15 protein-coding genes are annotated in these 15,699 nt (G+C 71.3%); 7 read left to right on the top strand and 8 right to left on the bottom strand.

The genetic code is table 11. The features are described 5' to 3' along the window. Window positions 1-48 precede the first annotated feature (48 nt). Window positions 49-543 carry an RNA polymerase sigma factor gene (locus QF034_RS07235; RefSeq protein ID WP_307174138.1) on the bottom strand — a complete coding sequence of 165 codons (495 nt, stop codon included), beginning with the start codon at window positions 541-543 and terminating at the stop codon, window positions 49-51. Between the two features lie 88 nt (window positions 544-631). Further along, entirely contained in the window at window positions 632-1,822 is a 1,191-nt protein-coding gene (locus QF034_RS07240; protein WP_307174139.1) for a glycerophosphodiester phosphodiesterase, read from the bottom strand. Window positions 1,823-2,225: 403 nt separating this feature from the next. Here QF034_RS07240 and QF034_RS07245 point away from each other — a divergent pair, with 403 nt between their 5' ends. Next, complete coding sequence (locus tag QF034_RS07245; protein ID WP_020269491.1) at window positions 2,226-2,900, top strand: lysophospholipid acyltransferase family protein; 675 nt, start codon at window positions 2,226-2,228, stop codon at window positions 2,898-2,900. Between the two features lie 95 nt (window positions 2,901-2,995). Here QF034_RS07245 and QF034_RS07250 read toward each other — a convergent pair whose 3' ends face one another. The 5 genes from QF034_RS07250 to QF034_RS07270 form a co-directional block, all read right to left on the bottom strand. Beyond that, a complete protein-coding gene (locus QF034_RS07250; protein ID WP_307174140.1) occupies window positions 2,996-4,519 on the bottom strand; it encodes an MFS transporter in 1,524 nt (507 codons plus the stop codon). Beyond that, the gene (locus tag QF034_RS07255) at window positions 4,516-5,067 is read right to left on the bottom strand and encodes a TetR/AcrR family transcriptional regulator (RefSeq protein WP_307174141.1); all 552 of its coding nucleotides are present in this window, start codon (window positions 5,065-5,067) and stop codon (window positions 4,516-4,518) included. Before QF034_RS07255 ends, QF034_RS07250 begins: the two co-directional genes overlap by 4 nt. Before the next feature lie 92 nt (window positions 5,068-5,159). Continuing rightward, window positions 5,160-6,131, bottom strand: a complete 972-nt coding sequence (locus tag QF034_RS07260; RefSeq protein WP_307174142.1) for an aldo/keto reductase — start codon at window positions 6,129-6,131, stop codon at window positions 5,160-5,162. Window positions 6,132-6,282: 151 nt separating this feature from the next. Next, on the bottom strand, window positions 6,283-7,716 hold the full coding sequence (gene argH, locus QF034_RS07265) for an argininosuccinate lyase (RefSeq protein ID WP_307174143.1): 1,434 nt from the start codon (window positions 7,714-7,716) through the stop codon (window positions 6,283-6,285). A 69-nt stretch (window positions 7,717-7,785) separates the two neighbouring features. Beyond that, window positions 7,786-8,982 carry an argininosuccinate synthase gene (locus tag QF034_RS07270; protein ID WP_307174144.1) on the bottom strand — a complete coding sequence of 399 codons (1,197 nt, stop codon included), beginning with the start codon at window positions 8,980-8,982 and terminating at the stop codon, window positions 7,786-7,788. 215 nt (window positions 8,983-9,197) lie between these two features. Between QF034_RS07270 and QF034_RS07275 the strand changes: the two genes are divergently transcribed. The 6 genes from QF034_RS07275 to QF034_RS07300 all read left to right on the top strand — a co-directional run bounded on the left by QF034_RS07275 (window position 9,198) and on the right by QF034_RS07300 (window position 14,989). Continuing rightward, window positions 9,198-10,184, top strand: coding sequence for a hypothetical protein (locus QF034_RS07275; protein WP_307174145.1), 987 nt, complete (start codon window positions 9,198-9,200; stop codon window positions 10,182-10,184). A gap of 116 nt (window positions 10,185-10,300) precedes the next feature. Then, window positions 10,301-10,888 (top strand): pyridoxamine 5'-phosphate oxidase family protein, encoded by a 588-nt coding sequence (locus QF034_RS07280; protein WP_307174146.1) that lies wholly within the window; start codon window positions 10,301-10,303, stop codon window positions 10,886-10,888. Between the two features lie 3 nt (window positions 10,889-10,891). Then, window positions 10,892-11,590: a L,D-transpeptidase family protein gene (locus QF034_RS07285; protein ID WP_307174147.1), complete on the top strand. Its 699-nt coding sequence runs from the start codon at window positions 10,892-10,894 to the stop codon at window positions 11,588-11,590. A 133-nt stretch (window positions 11,591-11,723) separates the two neighbouring features. Continuing rightward, window positions 11,724-13,106 (top strand): ferredoxin reductase family protein, encoded by a 1,383-nt coding sequence (locus QF034_RS07290; RefSeq protein WP_307174148.1) that lies wholly within the window; start codon window positions 11,724-11,726, stop codon window positions 13,104-13,106. Between the two features lie 40 nt (window positions 13,107-13,146). Continuing rightward, window positions 13,147-14,193, top strand: coding sequence for an FMN-binding protein (locus tag QF034_RS07295; protein WP_307174149.1), 1,047 nt, complete (start codon window positions 13,147-13,149; stop codon window positions 14,191-14,193). Further along, a complete protein-coding gene (locus QF034_RS07300) occupies window positions 14,186-14,989 on the top strand; it encodes an FAD:protein FMN transferase (RefSeq protein WP_307174150.1) in 804 nt (267 codons plus the stop codon). Before QF034_RS07295 ends, QF034_RS07300 begins: the two co-directional genes overlap by 8 nt. 162 nt (window positions 14,990-15,151) lie before the next feature. Here the strand turns inward: QF034_RS07300 and QF034_RS07305 are convergent, their stop codons facing one another. Then, complete coding sequence (locus tag QF034_RS07305) at window positions 15,152-15,697, bottom strand: arginine repressor (RefSeq protein ID WP_086561825.1); 546 nt, start codon at window positions 15,695-15,697, stop codon at window positions 15,152-15,154. Between the last annotated feature and the right edge of the window lie 2 nt (window positions 15,698-15,699).

The raw sequence follows: 15,699 nt of genomic DNA on the forward strand, positions 1-15,699 counted from the left end.
CCTCCCGCTCATCTGATCACCTGTCGTTCCTCACTCCTATCCCCGTCCTCAGCGGGCCGCAACCTCCGGCGTGAGCAATCTCCGCAGACATCCCAGGCATCTGGAACGTTCCGGGCCAAGACTGCCCTGTGAGATACCCAACTCCCCTGCGATTTCCCGGTATGTCAGGTCATCGGGAGAGAGCAGGGCCTCCATGAGGCGGGGGCACCGGCCCGGGAGGCGGCGGACCGCCGCGCGCAGGGCACGGCCGCGGGCCGCGGAGAGGGCGAGCTGCTCGGGGCCGTCGTCGCCGTCGTCGGCCGGTTCGACGGCATACGGCTGTTCGAGGCGACTCGTACGGCGCGTGCGGCGCGCTTCCGAGCGGACGGCCCGGCGGAGCCATTCCTGCGGGTCGAGCGGCGGGCCCTCGGCGTGGAGGCGCTCCAGCAGGCGGAGCCAGACCGCCTGCTCCAGGTCACTCGCCTCGACTCCTTCGGCATATGCCTCCGCGGAGGCCTCGGCGGTGAGCAGCGGACGCAGGGCGGCGACCAGGTCGGGCGTCATATGCGGAGCGACGCGGCCGCCCGGGCCGTGGGTTGCCCGGGCGGCCGAAGCTCACTCGACCGGGGGGTGTGAGCTCACCTGTTGACGCTCAGTCGCCGACGAAGTCCTCGCGGGCCAGCACACCGGTGTCGGGCTGGTCGGTGAAGACGCCGTCGATACCGGTCGCGAAATACGCCTTGTAGGCGCCGAAGACGTCGCCGTAGGCGTCCGCGTCCGTGCCCTTGCGGAAGTTCGCGGGCAGGAACGGGTTCTCGTTGCGCATTGTCCAGGGGTGCAGGATCAGACCCACCTTGTGCGCGTCCCGGACGAGTGCCGTCGGCTGCGTGAGGTTGCCCTTGGCGTCGCGCGGGATGACCAGGTCCAGGGTCGGGCCGATGCCCTGCGCGTAGGAGGCCATCTCCCGCAGGCCGGCCGGCTTGACCAGGTCGGCGACGGTGCGCGGGTCGCCCGTCTCGACGAAGTCCCAGGGGCGGCTGTCCGCCGAGGACAGCAGGACGACCAGGGGATTGTCGACGAGCTTGTCGAGGCGCTCGATGCTGGTCGGCTCGAAGGACTGGATGATGACCGGGGAGGTGCGCCGGTCCTTGCGGTGCTTGCGCAGCAGCTTGGCGACCCGCTCCTCCAGGGGGAGGCCCTGCTTGCGGAAGTAGGTGGGGTGCTTGAGCTCGGGGTAGATCCACACCTGCTTGCCGCGCTCGCGGGTCTGCTCGTCCTGCCACTTCAGGACCTCTTCGAAGGTGGGGATCTCCCAGCGGCCGTTGTAGAGGGTGTTGTGCGGGCGGTTGGCCGGGATGCGCTCGATCGCCCGCAGGGTCTTCAGCTCGGCGAGCGTGAAGTCCTCGGTGAACCAGCCGGTGGTGGAGACGCCGTCGAGGAGCTTGGTCGTCTTGCGGTCGGCGAACTCCGGGTGGTCGGCGACGTCCGTGGTGCCGCCGATCTCCGGCTCGTGACGGCAGACGAGGTGACCGTCCTTCGTCGGCACCAGGTCGCCCGCCTCGACGATGTCGGCGCCCAGGTCGAGGGCCAGCTGGTACGAGCCGAAGGTGTGCTCCGGGCGGTAGCCGCTGGCCCCGCGGTGGCCGACGATCGTCGGCTTGGGCAGGCTCTTCAGCCCGCCGTGCCCGCCGTGTCCGTCCTGTCCGCCGCCGGGCCGGGCGCCGTCGGCTCTCGCCGTGCCGGCCATGCCGAGGACCGCTCCCCCGGCGCCGAGGACCGCCGCGCCGAGCAGGGCCCGCCGTCCGGTTCCGCTCGTTTCCTCGTTCGGCCTCTGCGTACCCATGAGCGCCCTCCCTGCCGTGAGCTCGTCCGTGCGGGCCGATCGTACGGGCGCGTACATGACGAGTGGGAGACGCCGGGCGGAACACGCGGGTGACGACGGATGTCGTAGGGGCTGGTGGGGGCGGCGAACTGACGGCTCGTCGGCGGCGCGTCGGGTTCGTCGCGTCCCGGCGATTCGGTGCGGCGGTTCTGGGAACGCGTCCGGTACGTCCGGGGAGCGACGTCCGTCACATGGGGCGGCCGGGTCACGCACCGTCCACGGCGCGTCACCGCAGGTAAACACGCGTCAACAGTACGTAAGACCTCGGTTAAGTCGCCGTGCCCGATGTGCGCGATCGCCCGGGCCGCGAGTATCGTCCTCACCTGCACAGACTCATACAGAATCCTTGACACCGGAGGGTCCGTTGTCCCGCTTCGCGCTCATCAAGGCAGTGCTCGGCCCGATCATGCGCCTGATGTTCCGCCCTCAGGTGGAAGGCGCGGAGCACATTCCCGGCGACGGTCCGGTCATCCTCGCCGGCAACCACCTGACGTTCATCGACTCGATGATCCTTCCGCTGGTCTGCGACCGCCAGGTCTTCTTCATCGGCAAGGACGAGTACGTGACCGGGAAGGGCTTCAAGGGCCGGCTGATGGCCTGGTTCTTCACCGGCGTCGGCATGATCCCCGTGGACCGTGACGGCGGCCGGGGCGGGGTCGCCGCGCTGATGACCGGGCGCCGGGTGCTGGAGGAGGGCAAGGTCTTCGGCATCTACCCGGAGGGCACGCGCTCGCCCGACGGCCGGCTGTACCGCGGGCGTACCGGGATCGCCCGGCTCACGCTGATGACGGGAGCGCCGGTGGTGCCGTTCGCGATGATCGGTACGGACCGGCTTCAGCCGGGCGGTGCGGGGCTGCCGCGGCCGGGGAAGGTCACGGTCCGCTTCGGTGAGGCGATGGAGTTCTCCCGGTACGAGGGGATGGACCGGGACCGGTACGTGCTGCGGGCCGTGACCGACTCGGTGATGAGCGAGGTCATGCGGCTGTCCGGTCAGGAGTACGTCGACATGTACGCCAGCAAGGCCAAAGAGGCCGCGTAGCGCCGTTCGGCTTCTCAGGTACGGCGGCAGCGGGTCGGACGTGGCTTGTCGCGCCCACGCGGCGGGGCCGCAATATCGATACAGTCCCGCGCCCCTCAAGGCCGGCTGTCGAGCCGCCCGCCGCGCAGCATGAACCATGCTGCCACGGCCGCGGCGAGCAGCACCGCCGCGCCTGCTCCCGCCGCCAGCGCCAAGCCGTCCACGAAGGACGCGCGGGCCGCGTCCAGCATCACGGCGGAGGTGTGGGCGGGCATGCTCCCGGCCGCCTCGACGGCGCCCCCCAGCGACTCGTGGGCCGCGGCCGGCGTACCCGCCGGGCCGGTGAAGTCGCTGTAGACGCCGGTCACGATGGACCCGAGCACGGCGATGCCGAGGGCCGCGCCGAGTTCGTACGCCGTCTCGGACACGGCGGACGCGGAACCCGCGTGCTCCTTGGGCACGCTGGACAGAATCACGTCGGCGGTCACGGTGAACGAGAGACCGGCTCCGACGCCGACCACCAGGAGCGCGGCCCCGAGCAGCGGGTAGCCGGTGGACTGGCCGATCACCGTGAGCGCGGCCAGCGCGAGGCCGATCGCCGCGAGTCCCCCGGAGACGACGGCGCGCACGGAGAAGCGCCGGGCCGCACGCCCCGCGAGCAGACCGGCCGCCACCGCGCCGATCGCGGCGGGCAGTTCCGCCAGGCCCGCCTCGAACGGGCGCCTGCCCTGGACGAGCTGCAGGTACTGGGAGAGGAAGAACACCAGCCCGGACAGGCCGAAGATGGTCAGCAGGTCGGCCAGCACCGCCCCGCTGAAGCCGCGGTTGCGGAACAGCCGCATGTCCAGCAGCGGGGCCTCAAGCGTGAGCTGACGGCGTACGAACCCGTAGAGGGCGGCCACGCCCAGCAGACCCGCGGCCGCAGGGCCCCATGCGAAGCCGTGCGCGGCGGCCTCCTTGACCGCGTACACGACACCGACCATGCCGACCAGCGACAGCAGGACGCTGACCAGGTCCCAGGGGCCGGGGTTCGCGGTGCGCGACTCGGGCAGCAGCCTGATGCCGACGAGGACCAGGACGGCCATCACGGGCAGGTTGATCAGGAAGACCGAGCCCCACCAGAAGTGCTCCAGCAGGAACCCGCCGACGATCGGGCCGACGGCCGTTCCGGCGGAGGCGGTGGCGCCCCAGACGCCGACGGCGAGACTGCGTTCGCGCGGGTCGTGGAAGAGGTTGCGGATCAGGGCGAGCGTGGCCGGCATCAGGGTCGCGCCGGCGACGCCGAGCAGTGCCCGCGCCACGATCATCATCTCAGGCGTCGTGGCGTAGGCGTTGACCACGGATATCGCACCGAACGCCGTGGCCCCGACCAGCAGGATCCGCTTGCGGCCGATACGGTCGCCGAGGCTGCCCATGGAGACGAGCAGGCCGGCGATGACGAACGAGTAGACGTCGCCGATCCACAGCAGCTGCGTGCCGGAGGGCTTGAGGTCCTCGCTGATGTAGGGCGTCGCGAGACCGAGGACGGTCGCGTCGACGGCCACGAGCAGCACGGCGAGCACGAGGACGCCGAGCGCGAGCCAACGGCCCGGGCGCTGCGCCGCCTCGGCCGTCTGGGCCGGCTGCAGGGTGCTGGTCATGATTCCTCTCTCCGGAGTGCGCCGCCGAGCAGCAGCTCGACGATCATGTGCTGGAAGTCCTTGGGGGCGCCCTTGCCGCTCTGCACCATCCAGGCGCCGGAGGCCAGCAGGCCGTAGAGCGCCTCGGTGAGCCAGGCCGGCGTGAGGTCGATGCGGAACTCGCCGCTGAGCTGGCCGCGCCGGAACAGGGCGGAGATCCGGTCGTCGATCAGGGTCCAGCCCGCGTTCTGCTCCTCGCCCTCGAACAGCTGGTTCTCCGTGTAGAGGAACCCGAGCAGTCCGGCGGCGGGCTCGATGGCCCCCACCAGCCGGCGGACGGCCTCGCTCGCCATGCCCTCGTCGAGCCGGGCGGCGTCCAGCGCGGCCTCGCACTCGGCGATGCCCAGCGACTCCAGCGCGCGGACGAGGGCGTCCCGCCCGGCGAAATGGCGGTGCAGCGTGGCGCGGCTGATCCCGGCGGCCTTCGCGACCTCGTCCATGGTCGCGGTGGATTTGCGGGTCAGCAGGGCCGCGGCGGTGCGCAGCACATGGTCAGGATCGACAGCCATGAGACAACCATAGACCATATGAGACGTGAATGTCTCATGCTGGGCATGCGTGGCTCACGGCTGTCGGTTCAGGTCGGAGAGGAACGGAGTGATCAGTGCCAGGGCAGCTGCCCGCGCCGCTCCCAGTACGCCTGCGATTCCTCGGCCAGCGTGGCGAGGCGGGTCAGCTGGTCGTCGTCGAGGTCGACGACCGCCGCGTGCAGGTTGGAGGCGAGCTGGTTGGTGGTGGCCGCGCCGGAGAGGACGACACCGGCCCAGGGCTGCCGCAGGACCACGGCCAGGGCGACGGCGTCACAGCCAAGGCCGGTCTCCTCGGCGATCTCCTTGAGGACGTCCGGCGCGTGCGGCCCGGCGAGCCGGCCGTTGGCCATGGCCTCCTTGACGATCACGGTGAGCCCGGCGTCGTGGGCCTCGGCGAGGGCGGGCGCGGCGGAGGTCTCCAGCGCGTTGTACGTCGACTGGACGGTACGGAAGAGGGGTTCGCCGTCGACCGTCACGGCGAGGGCGGCGCGGATGGCGTCCGCCTGGGCCGGACCGCTGGTGGAGAAGCCGATGGTGAGTCCCTGGGCGGCGGCTTCCGCGAGCTTCGCGTGCAGTTCCTTGTCGGTGAGGGCCGGGCTGTCCGGGGTCACCGAGTGGATCTGGTAGAGGTCGAGCCGGTCGCCGAGCAGGGCGTCGCTCTCGGCGCGCTGCCGTTCGTAGGTGGCGAGGGTGTGGTCCTTGACCTCGTGTGTCTCGGCGTCGGTGGACCAGTCGGCGGTGTAGGTGTAACCCCACTTGCTGCCTACGACGATGTCGTCGAGGCCGGGCCTTGTGTTCAGCCAGTCGGCGAGAAACTCTTCCGAGCGGCCGTAGGAGCGGGCGGCGTCGAAGTAGCGGACGCCTTGGGCGTAGGCGGCGTCGAGGAGTTCATGTGTGCGGGTGCGCAGCGTCTCGACGCTGCGGTCGTCTCCGAGGTCTTCGTCTCGGCCGAGGTTGATGTAGCCGGGGCGTCCGACGGCGGCGAGGCCGAGGCCGATGTGGCAGGTGGGGGTTGTTGCTGTGGCCAGGCGGGCGAAGGGCATCCGGGGGCTCCGTTCGGTCGGCTGTGGCTTTCGACCAACGTAACCCCCGGGATGACCTTCGCCTCTGAGCTCGGGGCTTGTTGTGTGTTCGCGGGTGCGGGTTGTGTGTGGTTGCTCGCGCGGTTCCCCGCGCCCCTTGGGTACGTTCCCCTCAGCCCTTGTTCTTGGCCACGGCCCATGCGTGCTGGGCCGTCACGTCCGCCTTCACCTCAGCCAACTGGATCGCGACCGCGCTCGGGGCCGTGCCCCCCCTGCCGTTGCGGGAAGCCAGGGCGCCCGGGACGTTCAGGACCGTGCGGACCTCGGGAGTCAGGTGGGACGAGATCTTGGCGAACTGCTCGTCCGTCAGCTCGTCCAGTTCCTTGCCCTCGCCCTCGGCGACCTTCACGCACTCGCCCGCCACCTCGTGGGCGACGCGGAACGGGACGCCCTGCTTGACCAGCCATTCGGCGATGTCCGTGGCGAGGGAGAAGCCGGCGGGGGCCAGTTCCTCCATGCGCTCGCGGTGGACCGTGAGTGTGGCCATCATGCCGGTGAAGGCCGGGAGCAGGATCTCCAGCTGGTCGATGGAGTCGAAGACCGGCTCCTTGTCCTCCTGGAGGTCGCGGTTGTAGGCGAGCGGGAGGGCCTTGAGCGTGGCCAGCAGGCCCGTCAGGTTGCCGATCAGGCGGCCGGACTTGCCACGGGCCAGTTCGGCGATGTCCGGGTTCTTCTTCTGCGGCATGATCGACGAGCCCGTCGAGAACGCGTCGTGCAGGGTCACGAAGGAGAACTCCTTCGTGTTCCAGAGGATGACCTCCTCGGCGATCCGGGAGAGGTTGACGCCGATCATCGCCGTGATGAAGGCGAACTCGGCGACGAAGTCCCGCGACGCCGTGCCGTCGATGGAGTTGCCGGCGCTGCCGTGCTCGAAGCCGAGGTCCTTCGCGACCGCTTCCGGGTCCAGGCCCAGGGAGGAGCCCGCCAGCGCGCCCGAGCCGTAGGGCGACACCGCCGTGCGCGCGTCCCACTGGCGCAGCCGCTCCGCGTCCCGGGACAGCGACTGGACGTGGGCGAGGACGTGGTGCGCGAAGAGGACCGGCTGGGCGTGCTGGAGGTGCGTGCGGCCGGGCATCGCCACGTCGGGGTGGGCCTCCGCGAGGCCGATCAGCGCGTCCTGGAGCTCGGCGATCAGGCCGCCGATGACGCGGGCGTGGTCGCGCAGGTACATCCGGAACAGGGTCGCGACCTGGTCGTTGCGGGAGCGGCCGGCGCGCAGCTTGCCGCCGAGGTCGGGGCCGAGCCGCTCCAGCAGGCCGCGCTCCAGGGCGGTGTGCACGTCCTCGTCGGCGATGGTCCCCACGAAGGAGCCGTCGGCGACGTCCGCCTCCAGCTGGTCGAGCCCGGCGATCATCCGGGTCAGCTCGTCCTCGGTGAGCAGGCCGGCCTTGTGGAGCACGCGCGCGTGCGCACGCGAACCGGCGATGTCGTACGGCGCGAGCCGCCAGTCGAAGTGGACGGACGCGGACAGCTTGGCCAGGGCCTCGGCGGGACCGTCGGCGAAACGGCCGCCCCAGAGCCGTACGTCACCGCTGTTGCTGCTCACTTGCGTTGCTCCTAGAGAGGTGTGGATGTGACGCGGACCTTTATATGCCCACGCCGGGTTCCCGTCGTGCTACGTCCGCGGCTGACGCTGTGCCGCGATCTTCGACGACAGGCTGTAGATGTCGATGAAGCCCTTGGCGGCGGACTGGTCGAAGGTGTCGCCCGTGTCGTACGTGGCGAGGTCGAAGTCGTACAGCGACTGCTCGGAGCGCCGGCCGGTGACGACCGCGCGGCCGCCGTGGAGGGTCATCCGGATGTCGCCGGTGACGTGCTGGTTCGCCTCGTTGACGAAGCCGTCCAGGGCGCGCTTGAGCGGGGAGAACCACAGGCCGTCGTAGACCAGCTCGCTCCAGCGCTGCTCGACGCCCCGCTTGTAGCGGGCGAGTTCACGCTCGACGGTGACGTTCTCCAGCTCCTGGTGGGCGGTGATCAGGGCGATCGCGCCCGGAGCCTCGTAGACCTCGCGCGACTTGATGCCGACGAGCCGGTCCTCGACCATGTCGATCCGGCCGATGCCCTGGGCCCCGGCGCGCTCGTTGAGCTGCTGGACGGCCTGGAGGACCGTGACGGGCTTGCCGTCGATGGCGACCGGGGCGCCCTCCTCGAAGGAGATGATCACCTCGTCGGGCTCCCGGGCGGCGGCCGGGTTCTGGGTGTACTCGTAGATGTCCTCGATCGGCGCGTTCCAGATGTCCTCCAGGAAGCCGGTCTCGATGGCGCGGCCGAAGACGTTCTGGTCGATGGAGTACGGCGACTTCTTGGTGGTCGCGATCGGCAGGCCCTTGTCCTCGCAGAAGGCGATGGCCTTGTCGCGGGTCATGGCGTAGTCGCGGACCGGGGCGATGCACTTCAGGTCGGGGGCGAGGGCGGCGATGCCGGCTTCGAAGCGGACCTGGTCGTTGCCCTTGCCGGTGCAGCCGTGGGCGACGGTCGTGGCGCCGTGCTTGTGGGCGGCGGCGACGAGATGCTGGACGATCGCCGGCCGGGACAGGGCGGAGACCAGGGGGTAGCGGTCCATGTAGAGGGCGTTGGCCTTGATCGCCGGGAGGCAGTACTCCTCGGCGAACTCGTCCCTGGCGTCGGCCACTTCGGCCTCCACCGCGCCGCACGCGAGAGCGCGCTTGCGGATGACGTCCAGGTCCTCGCCGCCCTGGCCGACGTCCACCGCGACCGCGATGACCTCGGCGCCCGTCTCCTCGGCGATCCAGCCGATGGCGACGGAGGTGTCAAGACCGCCGGAGTAGGCGAGTACGACGCGCTCGGTCACGGGTTCTTCCCCTCATACTGCGAACACTGACCTGCATGATTATGCAGAGGTATGCATGATTCGTCAATCGGTCTCGGATCGAGGGCTGATTCCGGCCATGCGAGATGGCTTTGAAGATCCTTTGAACGCGCGAAACCGCTTACCCGTACCTCTCGCCGAACGCAGGCGCCGCGTTTTGACACCGACGATCCCCCGACCCCTAGTGAGGCATCCGCATGTCCAGGGCTCTTCCGAAGTACAACAAGCGCCGCGTCGGCTTCATCGGCGGCGCCGCCGCGGTGGCACTGTCCGGCACGGTGATCGCCGGCTTCGCACTCGCCGGGGAGACGCCCGACAGCGGCGGGACGAACGCCCGGACGCTGGCGGGCCCCGGCACGATCACGTGCCCGGACGTCACCGGCCAGCTGCCGGACATCCCCGCCTCGGCGCAGGCGGAGGTCGACCGCAATCTCGGCGATCTGGCCACCCAGATCGAGGAGGCCAACAAGCGCCTCGTCGACACCGTCGGCCAGGGCGGGCCCAACTTCGTCCAGAACGCCATCCTCGGCCCGCTGGAGGACAAGCGCGTCGCCGCCCTGAACCGCATCGAGACCGCGATCGGGCGTGCCGCCGAGAAGCCGGAGGGGCTGGAGGCCTTCGCCGCCTGCCAGCTCAACGCCGACGGCGGCGCCGGAGCGGGCGAGGCGGCGGGCGGAGAGGCGGGTGCCGGCGAGGAAGCCGGTGCGGGCGCCGAAGCCGGTGCCGAAGCGGGCGCGGGCGCCGAAGCCGGTGCCGAAGCGGGCGCGGGCGCCGAAGCCGGTGCCGAAGCGGGCGCGGGCGCCGAAGCCGGTGCCGAAGCGGGCGGGGGCGCGGAGGCCGGTGCGGGCGCCGGGGAGGACGCGGGTGCGGGCGAGGCGGGCAACGCCGGTGCCGGCACGATCAGCTGCCCGGACGTCGCTTCCCAGCTCCCGGCGATCCCGGCCTCCGCCCAGGCCGAGGTCGACCGCAACCTGGCGCTGCTGGACACGCAGGTCGCGGAGGCCAACAAGCGTCTCGTCGACACCGTCGGCCAGGGTGGACCGAACTTCGTCCAGAACGCCATCCTCGGCCCGCTGGAGGACAAGCGGATCTCGACCGTCAACCGCATCGCCACGGCCATCGGCCGCACGGCCGAGAAGCCGGCCGGTCTGGACTCCCTGGCCGCCTGCACGCTCACCAAGTGAGGTGACAGGCGTTGTGGCCGCCCCGCGTGAGCGCCGGCCGGGGCGGCCACGGGTCCAGCAATTCCTGGACACGCCATTCTTTAGACAGTCGAAAGACCTGCGCCATAATCGGTCGCATGGGAAAAACTCATGAGTGCATAGAAGGCCGGCTCCGCTCGTTCATCGAGGCACAGCCGGTCTTCTTCACCGCCACCGCTCCCCTGTCCGCCGACGGCACGGTCAACCTCTCCCCCAAGGGGCTCAAGGGCTCCTTCGCGGTGCTCGACGACCACACCGTCGCCTACCTCGACTTCGCCGGCTCCAACGCCGAGACCATCGCCCATCTGCGGGAGAACGGGCGGATCACCCTGATGTGGTGCGCCTTCCAGGGCCCGCCGAACATCGTCCGGGTGCACGGCCGCGGGGAGCCGGTCTTCCGGGACGACCCCCGTTTCGGGGAGCTGCTCGGCCACTTCCCGGAGATCGACCCGGCCCAGCACGGGCTGCGCGCGATCATCGTCGTCACGGCCGAACTCGTCCGCGACACCTGCGGCTACGCCGTGCCCTTCATGGCGTACGAGGCGGACCGCGACCTGCACGGCAAGCGTTTCGCCCGCGAGGACGACGCCTCGCTCAGTGCCTACTTCACCAAGAAGGAGCACATCGCGACCAGCCTGGACGGACTACCCGGGCTGCCGTTGCCGCTGCCCCCCTCTACCGTCTGAGGCATGCGCCCCGGTGCCGTCGCCCTCGCCGTCTCCTCCCTCGTCGTGCTCGGCGCCGGGCCGCCCGCCCCCTCGCCTCCGCTGCCGGCCCGGATGACGGACACCGGCGGCGGCACCCAGCTGATCACCGCGGTGGCCCCGAGGGCGGCCTCTACGACGGGCACGGTCAGCTGGTGGGACCGCAAGGACGGGCGGTGGCTGCGGGCGGGTTCGGCGCCCGCGCGTTTCGGAGCGAACGGGCTGGTGGAGGGCGCGTCCCGCAGGCAGGGCACGAACACGACACCCACGGGTCTGTACGGCCTGCCGTACGCCTTCGGCATCAAGGCGGCGCCGCGCGGGACGGCGTACAGGTACCGCCGGGTGCACCGGGACTCCTGGTGGTGCCAGGACACCGGCTCCCGCTCCTACAACCGCTGGACCGAGCCCCGCGCGGCCGACTGCCGGGCCGCCGAGTCCGAGCATCTGATCAGCTACGGCGAGCGGTACGCGCACGCGCTCGTCATCGGCTTCAACTACGAGCGTCCGGTGCGGGGACGCGGCGCGGGCATCTTCCTCCATGTCAACGGGCGTGGGGCGACGGCCGGTTGCGTGTCCGTGCCGAAGCGCGCGATGCGCGCGATCCTCGCCTGGGCCGACCCGGCGAAGCGCCCCCACATCGCCGTGGGGACGGCGAGCGGGACCACCGCCGTCACGCGCTACTAGCCGGGAGGCCGCTCCGGCGCCGTCGGGGTTACCGCTGGTCACGTCTGTGCGCACACGACTCGGTACGTGGCTGAACACTCCCGTGTCCCGGCACGTATCTGTGGGCCAAGGGTCAAGTCCCCACGGAGGAACCGTGACCACCACGCTCGCAGGCGGCCGTGCCGCCCGCCGCCAGACGATGCGCCGCATCCGCCCGCGCCGCTCCCCGGCCGTACCGCTGCTGATCGCCCTGTGGGCGGGTGCGGCGGCCGTGCTGTGGCTGTGGTGGGACAACACACCGTCCCTCGCGGACACCACGAGCAAGATCCTGGCCGCGGGCCGGATCACCGGCCTGCTCGCCGGCTACCTCATGGCGTTGGTGGTGCTCCAGATGGCCCGGGTGCCCGCGCTGGAGCGGCGGGTGGGTACCGACCGGGTCGCGCGCTGGCACGCCATGACCGGGCGCTACACGCTCTGTCTGGTCCTCGCGCACGTCTTCCTCACCATGTGGGGCTACGCCCTCCAGGCGGGCAAGACGCTCGGCGACATCGTCCAGCAGACGACCGACTCCATCAACCAGCTGCCGGACATGGGCAAGGCCGCCATCGGCACGGGCCTGCTGTTCGTCATCGGGATCCTCTCGATCGGCGGCGTCCGTCGTCTGATCGGGTACGACACCTGGTACCACGTGCACCTGCTCACCTACGCGGCCGTGTACCTGACGTTCTGGCACCAGATCGCGACCGGCAACGAGTTCGCCGTCGAGCCCACCGCGAAGACCTTCTGGTACGGGCTGTACGGCGTGGTGACCGCGCTCGTCCTCTGGTACCGGATCCTCACGCCGATCCGGCTGAACCTGCGGCACCGGATGCGGGTCGAGGCGGTCATCGAGGAGACCCCGGGCATCGTGTCCGTGCTGATCGGCGGGCGCAAGCTGCACCGGATGGGCGCGGAGGCGGGCCAGTTCTTCCGCTGGCGGTTCAAGGCGCCCGGCATGCGCTTCAGTTCGCACCCGTACTCGCTGTCTGCCGCGCCCCGCCCGGACATGCTGCGGATCACCGTCAAGGCGATCGGTGACCACACCTCCCGGCTGCGCGAGCTCGAACCCGGCACCAAGGTGTGGGCGGAGGGTCCGTACGGCGCGATGACCGCGCAGCGCCGCAGCCGCGGCAAGGTGCTGCTGGTCGCGGGCGGTGTCGGCATCACCCCGATGCGGGCCCTGTTCGAGACCCTGCCGGGCGCGTCCGGGGACATCACGCTGCTCTACCGGGCCAACAGCACCCAGGACCTGGCGCTGTGGGGCGAGCTCGCCAAGATCGCCGACGAGCGCGGTGCCCGGCTGATGTACGCGGTCAACAGCCCCGACGGTGAACGCCCGGACATCTCCGCGGAGTCCCTCCAGCGGAAGATCCCGGACATCCGCGACCACGACGTCTTCATGTGCGGGCCGCCCGGCTTCGCGCAGTCGGTGTACGAGGCACTGCGCGGTGCGGGAGTCCCCGCCCGCCGTATCCATCACGAGTCGTTCGAGATGTGAGCGACGGGACATCAACGGCCCTTCAGGAGCTTGAGAAACGATGAGGAAGTCTCACCCCGTCCGGCGTGCCGTGCTCGCCGGCGCAGCCACCGTCTCCGGGATCGTGCTGCTGCTGTCACTGAAGCCGGCCTCCGACCCGGGCTCCGCCCAGGCCGCGGGCGGTCAGCTCCCGCCCGCGGCCGCCGGGCAGGCCCCGCAGGGCGGCGTGAACGGCGCGGTCACCGGTGACGCGGCGCAGACGCAGTACGGCGCGGTCCAGGTCCGCCTGACCATGAGCAATGGCAAGATCACTCAGGCCGAGGCGGTCCAGGCCCCCAAGGGCGGCCGCAGTGACCAGATCACCGCCGGCTCCGTGCCGCGCCTCAACCAGGCGGTGGTCGCCGCCCAGAGCGCGGACATCGACGCCGTGTCCGGGGCGACGTACACCAGCGCCGGCTACAAGAAGTCCCTCCAGTCCGCCCTGGACAAGGCCAAGGCCTCGGCCGGCGCCGCGCAGGGCTCGGGCAACGCCCAGACGCTGACCGGCGACGTGGCGCAGACGCAGTACGGGCCGGTGCAGGTCCGGATCACCGTCGCCGGCGGGAAAATCACCAAGGCCGAAGCCGTCCAGGCACCCAAGGGCGGCCGCAGCGACCAGGTCACCTCCGCCTCCGTCCCCCGCCTCAACCAGGCAGCGGTCGCGGCGGGCAGCGCGGACATCGACGCGGTCTCGGGCGCCACCTACACCAGCGCCGGCTACAAGCAGTCCCTCCAGTCCGCCCTGGACAAGGCCAAGGCCCCGGCCGGCGCCGCGCAGGGCTCGGGCAACGCCCAGGCCAAGACCGTCACCGGCAGCGTCGCGCAGACGCAGTACGGGCCGGTGCAGGTCCGGATCACCGTCGCCGGCGGGAAAATCACCAAGGCCGAAGCCGTCCAGGCCCCCAAGGGCGGCCGCAGCGACCAGGTCACCTCCGCCTCCGTCCCCCGCCTCAACCAGGCGGCCGTCGCGGCGGGCAGCGCGGACATCGACGCGGTCTCGGGTGCCACCTACACCAGCGCCGGCTACAAGCAGTCCCTCCAGTCGGCGCTGGACCAGGCCGGTGGCTGACACGGTGGCCGACTCCGCACAGGCTCCCGCCGCGGTACGTCACGCGGAGGAGACGATGGGGACCGTCTTCTCCTTCGACGTCCGCGGCGGGGATCCCGGCGCCGTGCGCGCGGCGGTGGACGATGCCGTCGCCGGGCTGCACCGGGTCGACGAGGTGTTCAGCACCTACCGCGAGGACAGCCAGATCTCCCGGCTGCAACGCGGTCGGCTGACGGTCGAGGAGTGTGATCCCGAGGTCGCCGAGGTCCTGGAGCTGGCGGCCGAGGCGGAGCGGCTGAGCGACGGCTGGTTCAGCACGTCGTACGGGGGCCGGCTCGATCCGACCGGCATCGTGAAGGGCTGGGCGGTCGAGCGGGCGGCGCGGCAGCTGGCCGCGGTGCCCGGGGTGAGCGGGGTGAGCGTCAACGGCGGCGGTGATGTGCAGCTGCTCGGGGTGCCGGGGGCGCAGCGGCCGTGGCGGGTCGGGGTTTCGGATCCCCTGCGGCCGGGGGGTCTCGCGGCGGTGATCTCCGCGGCGGGGGTGGACGAACTGGCCGTGGCCACGTCCGGGACCGCGGAGCGGGGGGCGCATATCGTCGATCCGCGGACCGGGCGTTCCGCCGTGACCGACCTGGTCGCCGTGACCGTGGTGGGGCCTCGGCTGACGTGGGCGGACTGCTGGGCCACGGCGGCGTTCGCGATGGGCTCGCGGGAGGGGCTGGCTTGGCTGGAGTCGCTGCCGGGGGTTGAGGCGCTGTTGATCACCGCTGGCGACGAGGTGCGCTGTACTGGGGGGTTGGCGGCACGGCTGGGGTGAGTCGGGCTGGGGTCGGGGCGTGTCGCTCACCGCGCCGGCGGGGTGCCGCTGCGCCCACCCGTGCCGCCCCAGCGGCACGACTGCCCGCAGCTAAGCGGACCTTTTTGGGGGCGCGGGGAACTGCGCGAACGGCCACAGCGCACCCGCACCCGACAACGGCGCTCAATGCCCGTTCTGCGCCAGCCGCAGCAAATGGTCGGCCAGCGCCTGCCCCCCGTCAGGGTTCCGGCTGATCAACAGCAACGTGTCGTCCCCGGCGATCGTCCCCAGGATGTCGTGCAGCTCGGCCTGGTCGATCGCCGACGCCAGGAACTGCGCGGCTCCCGGAGGGGTCCGCAGGACCACGAGGTTCGCCGAAGCCTCCGCTGAGATCAGCAGCTCCTGCGAGAGCCGCCGCATCCGCTCCTCCTTCGCCGACCCGCCCAGCGGCGCGCGCGGCGTGCGGAAACCGCCCTCGCTCGGCACCGCGTAGATCAGGTCGCCGTCGGCGTTGCGGATCTTCACCGCGTTCAGCTCGTCCAGGTCCCGGGAGAGCGTCGCCTGCGTGACGCTCAGCCCGTCGTCGGCGAGCAGCTTCGCCAGCTGGCTCTGCGACCGCACGGGCTGCCGGTTGAGGATGTCCACGATCCGGCGGTGGCGTGCGGTGCGGGTCTGCGGCACGGCGGGCCCGTTCGCCCCCGGCTGCTCGTGGTCCTGCGCCTGGCTCATCG

It is taken from the genome of Streptomyces africanus, from assembly GCF_030816955.1.
GTDB classification, from domain to species: Bacteria; Actinomycetota; Actinomycetes; order Streptomycetales; family Streptomycetaceae; genus Streptomyces; species Streptomyces africanus.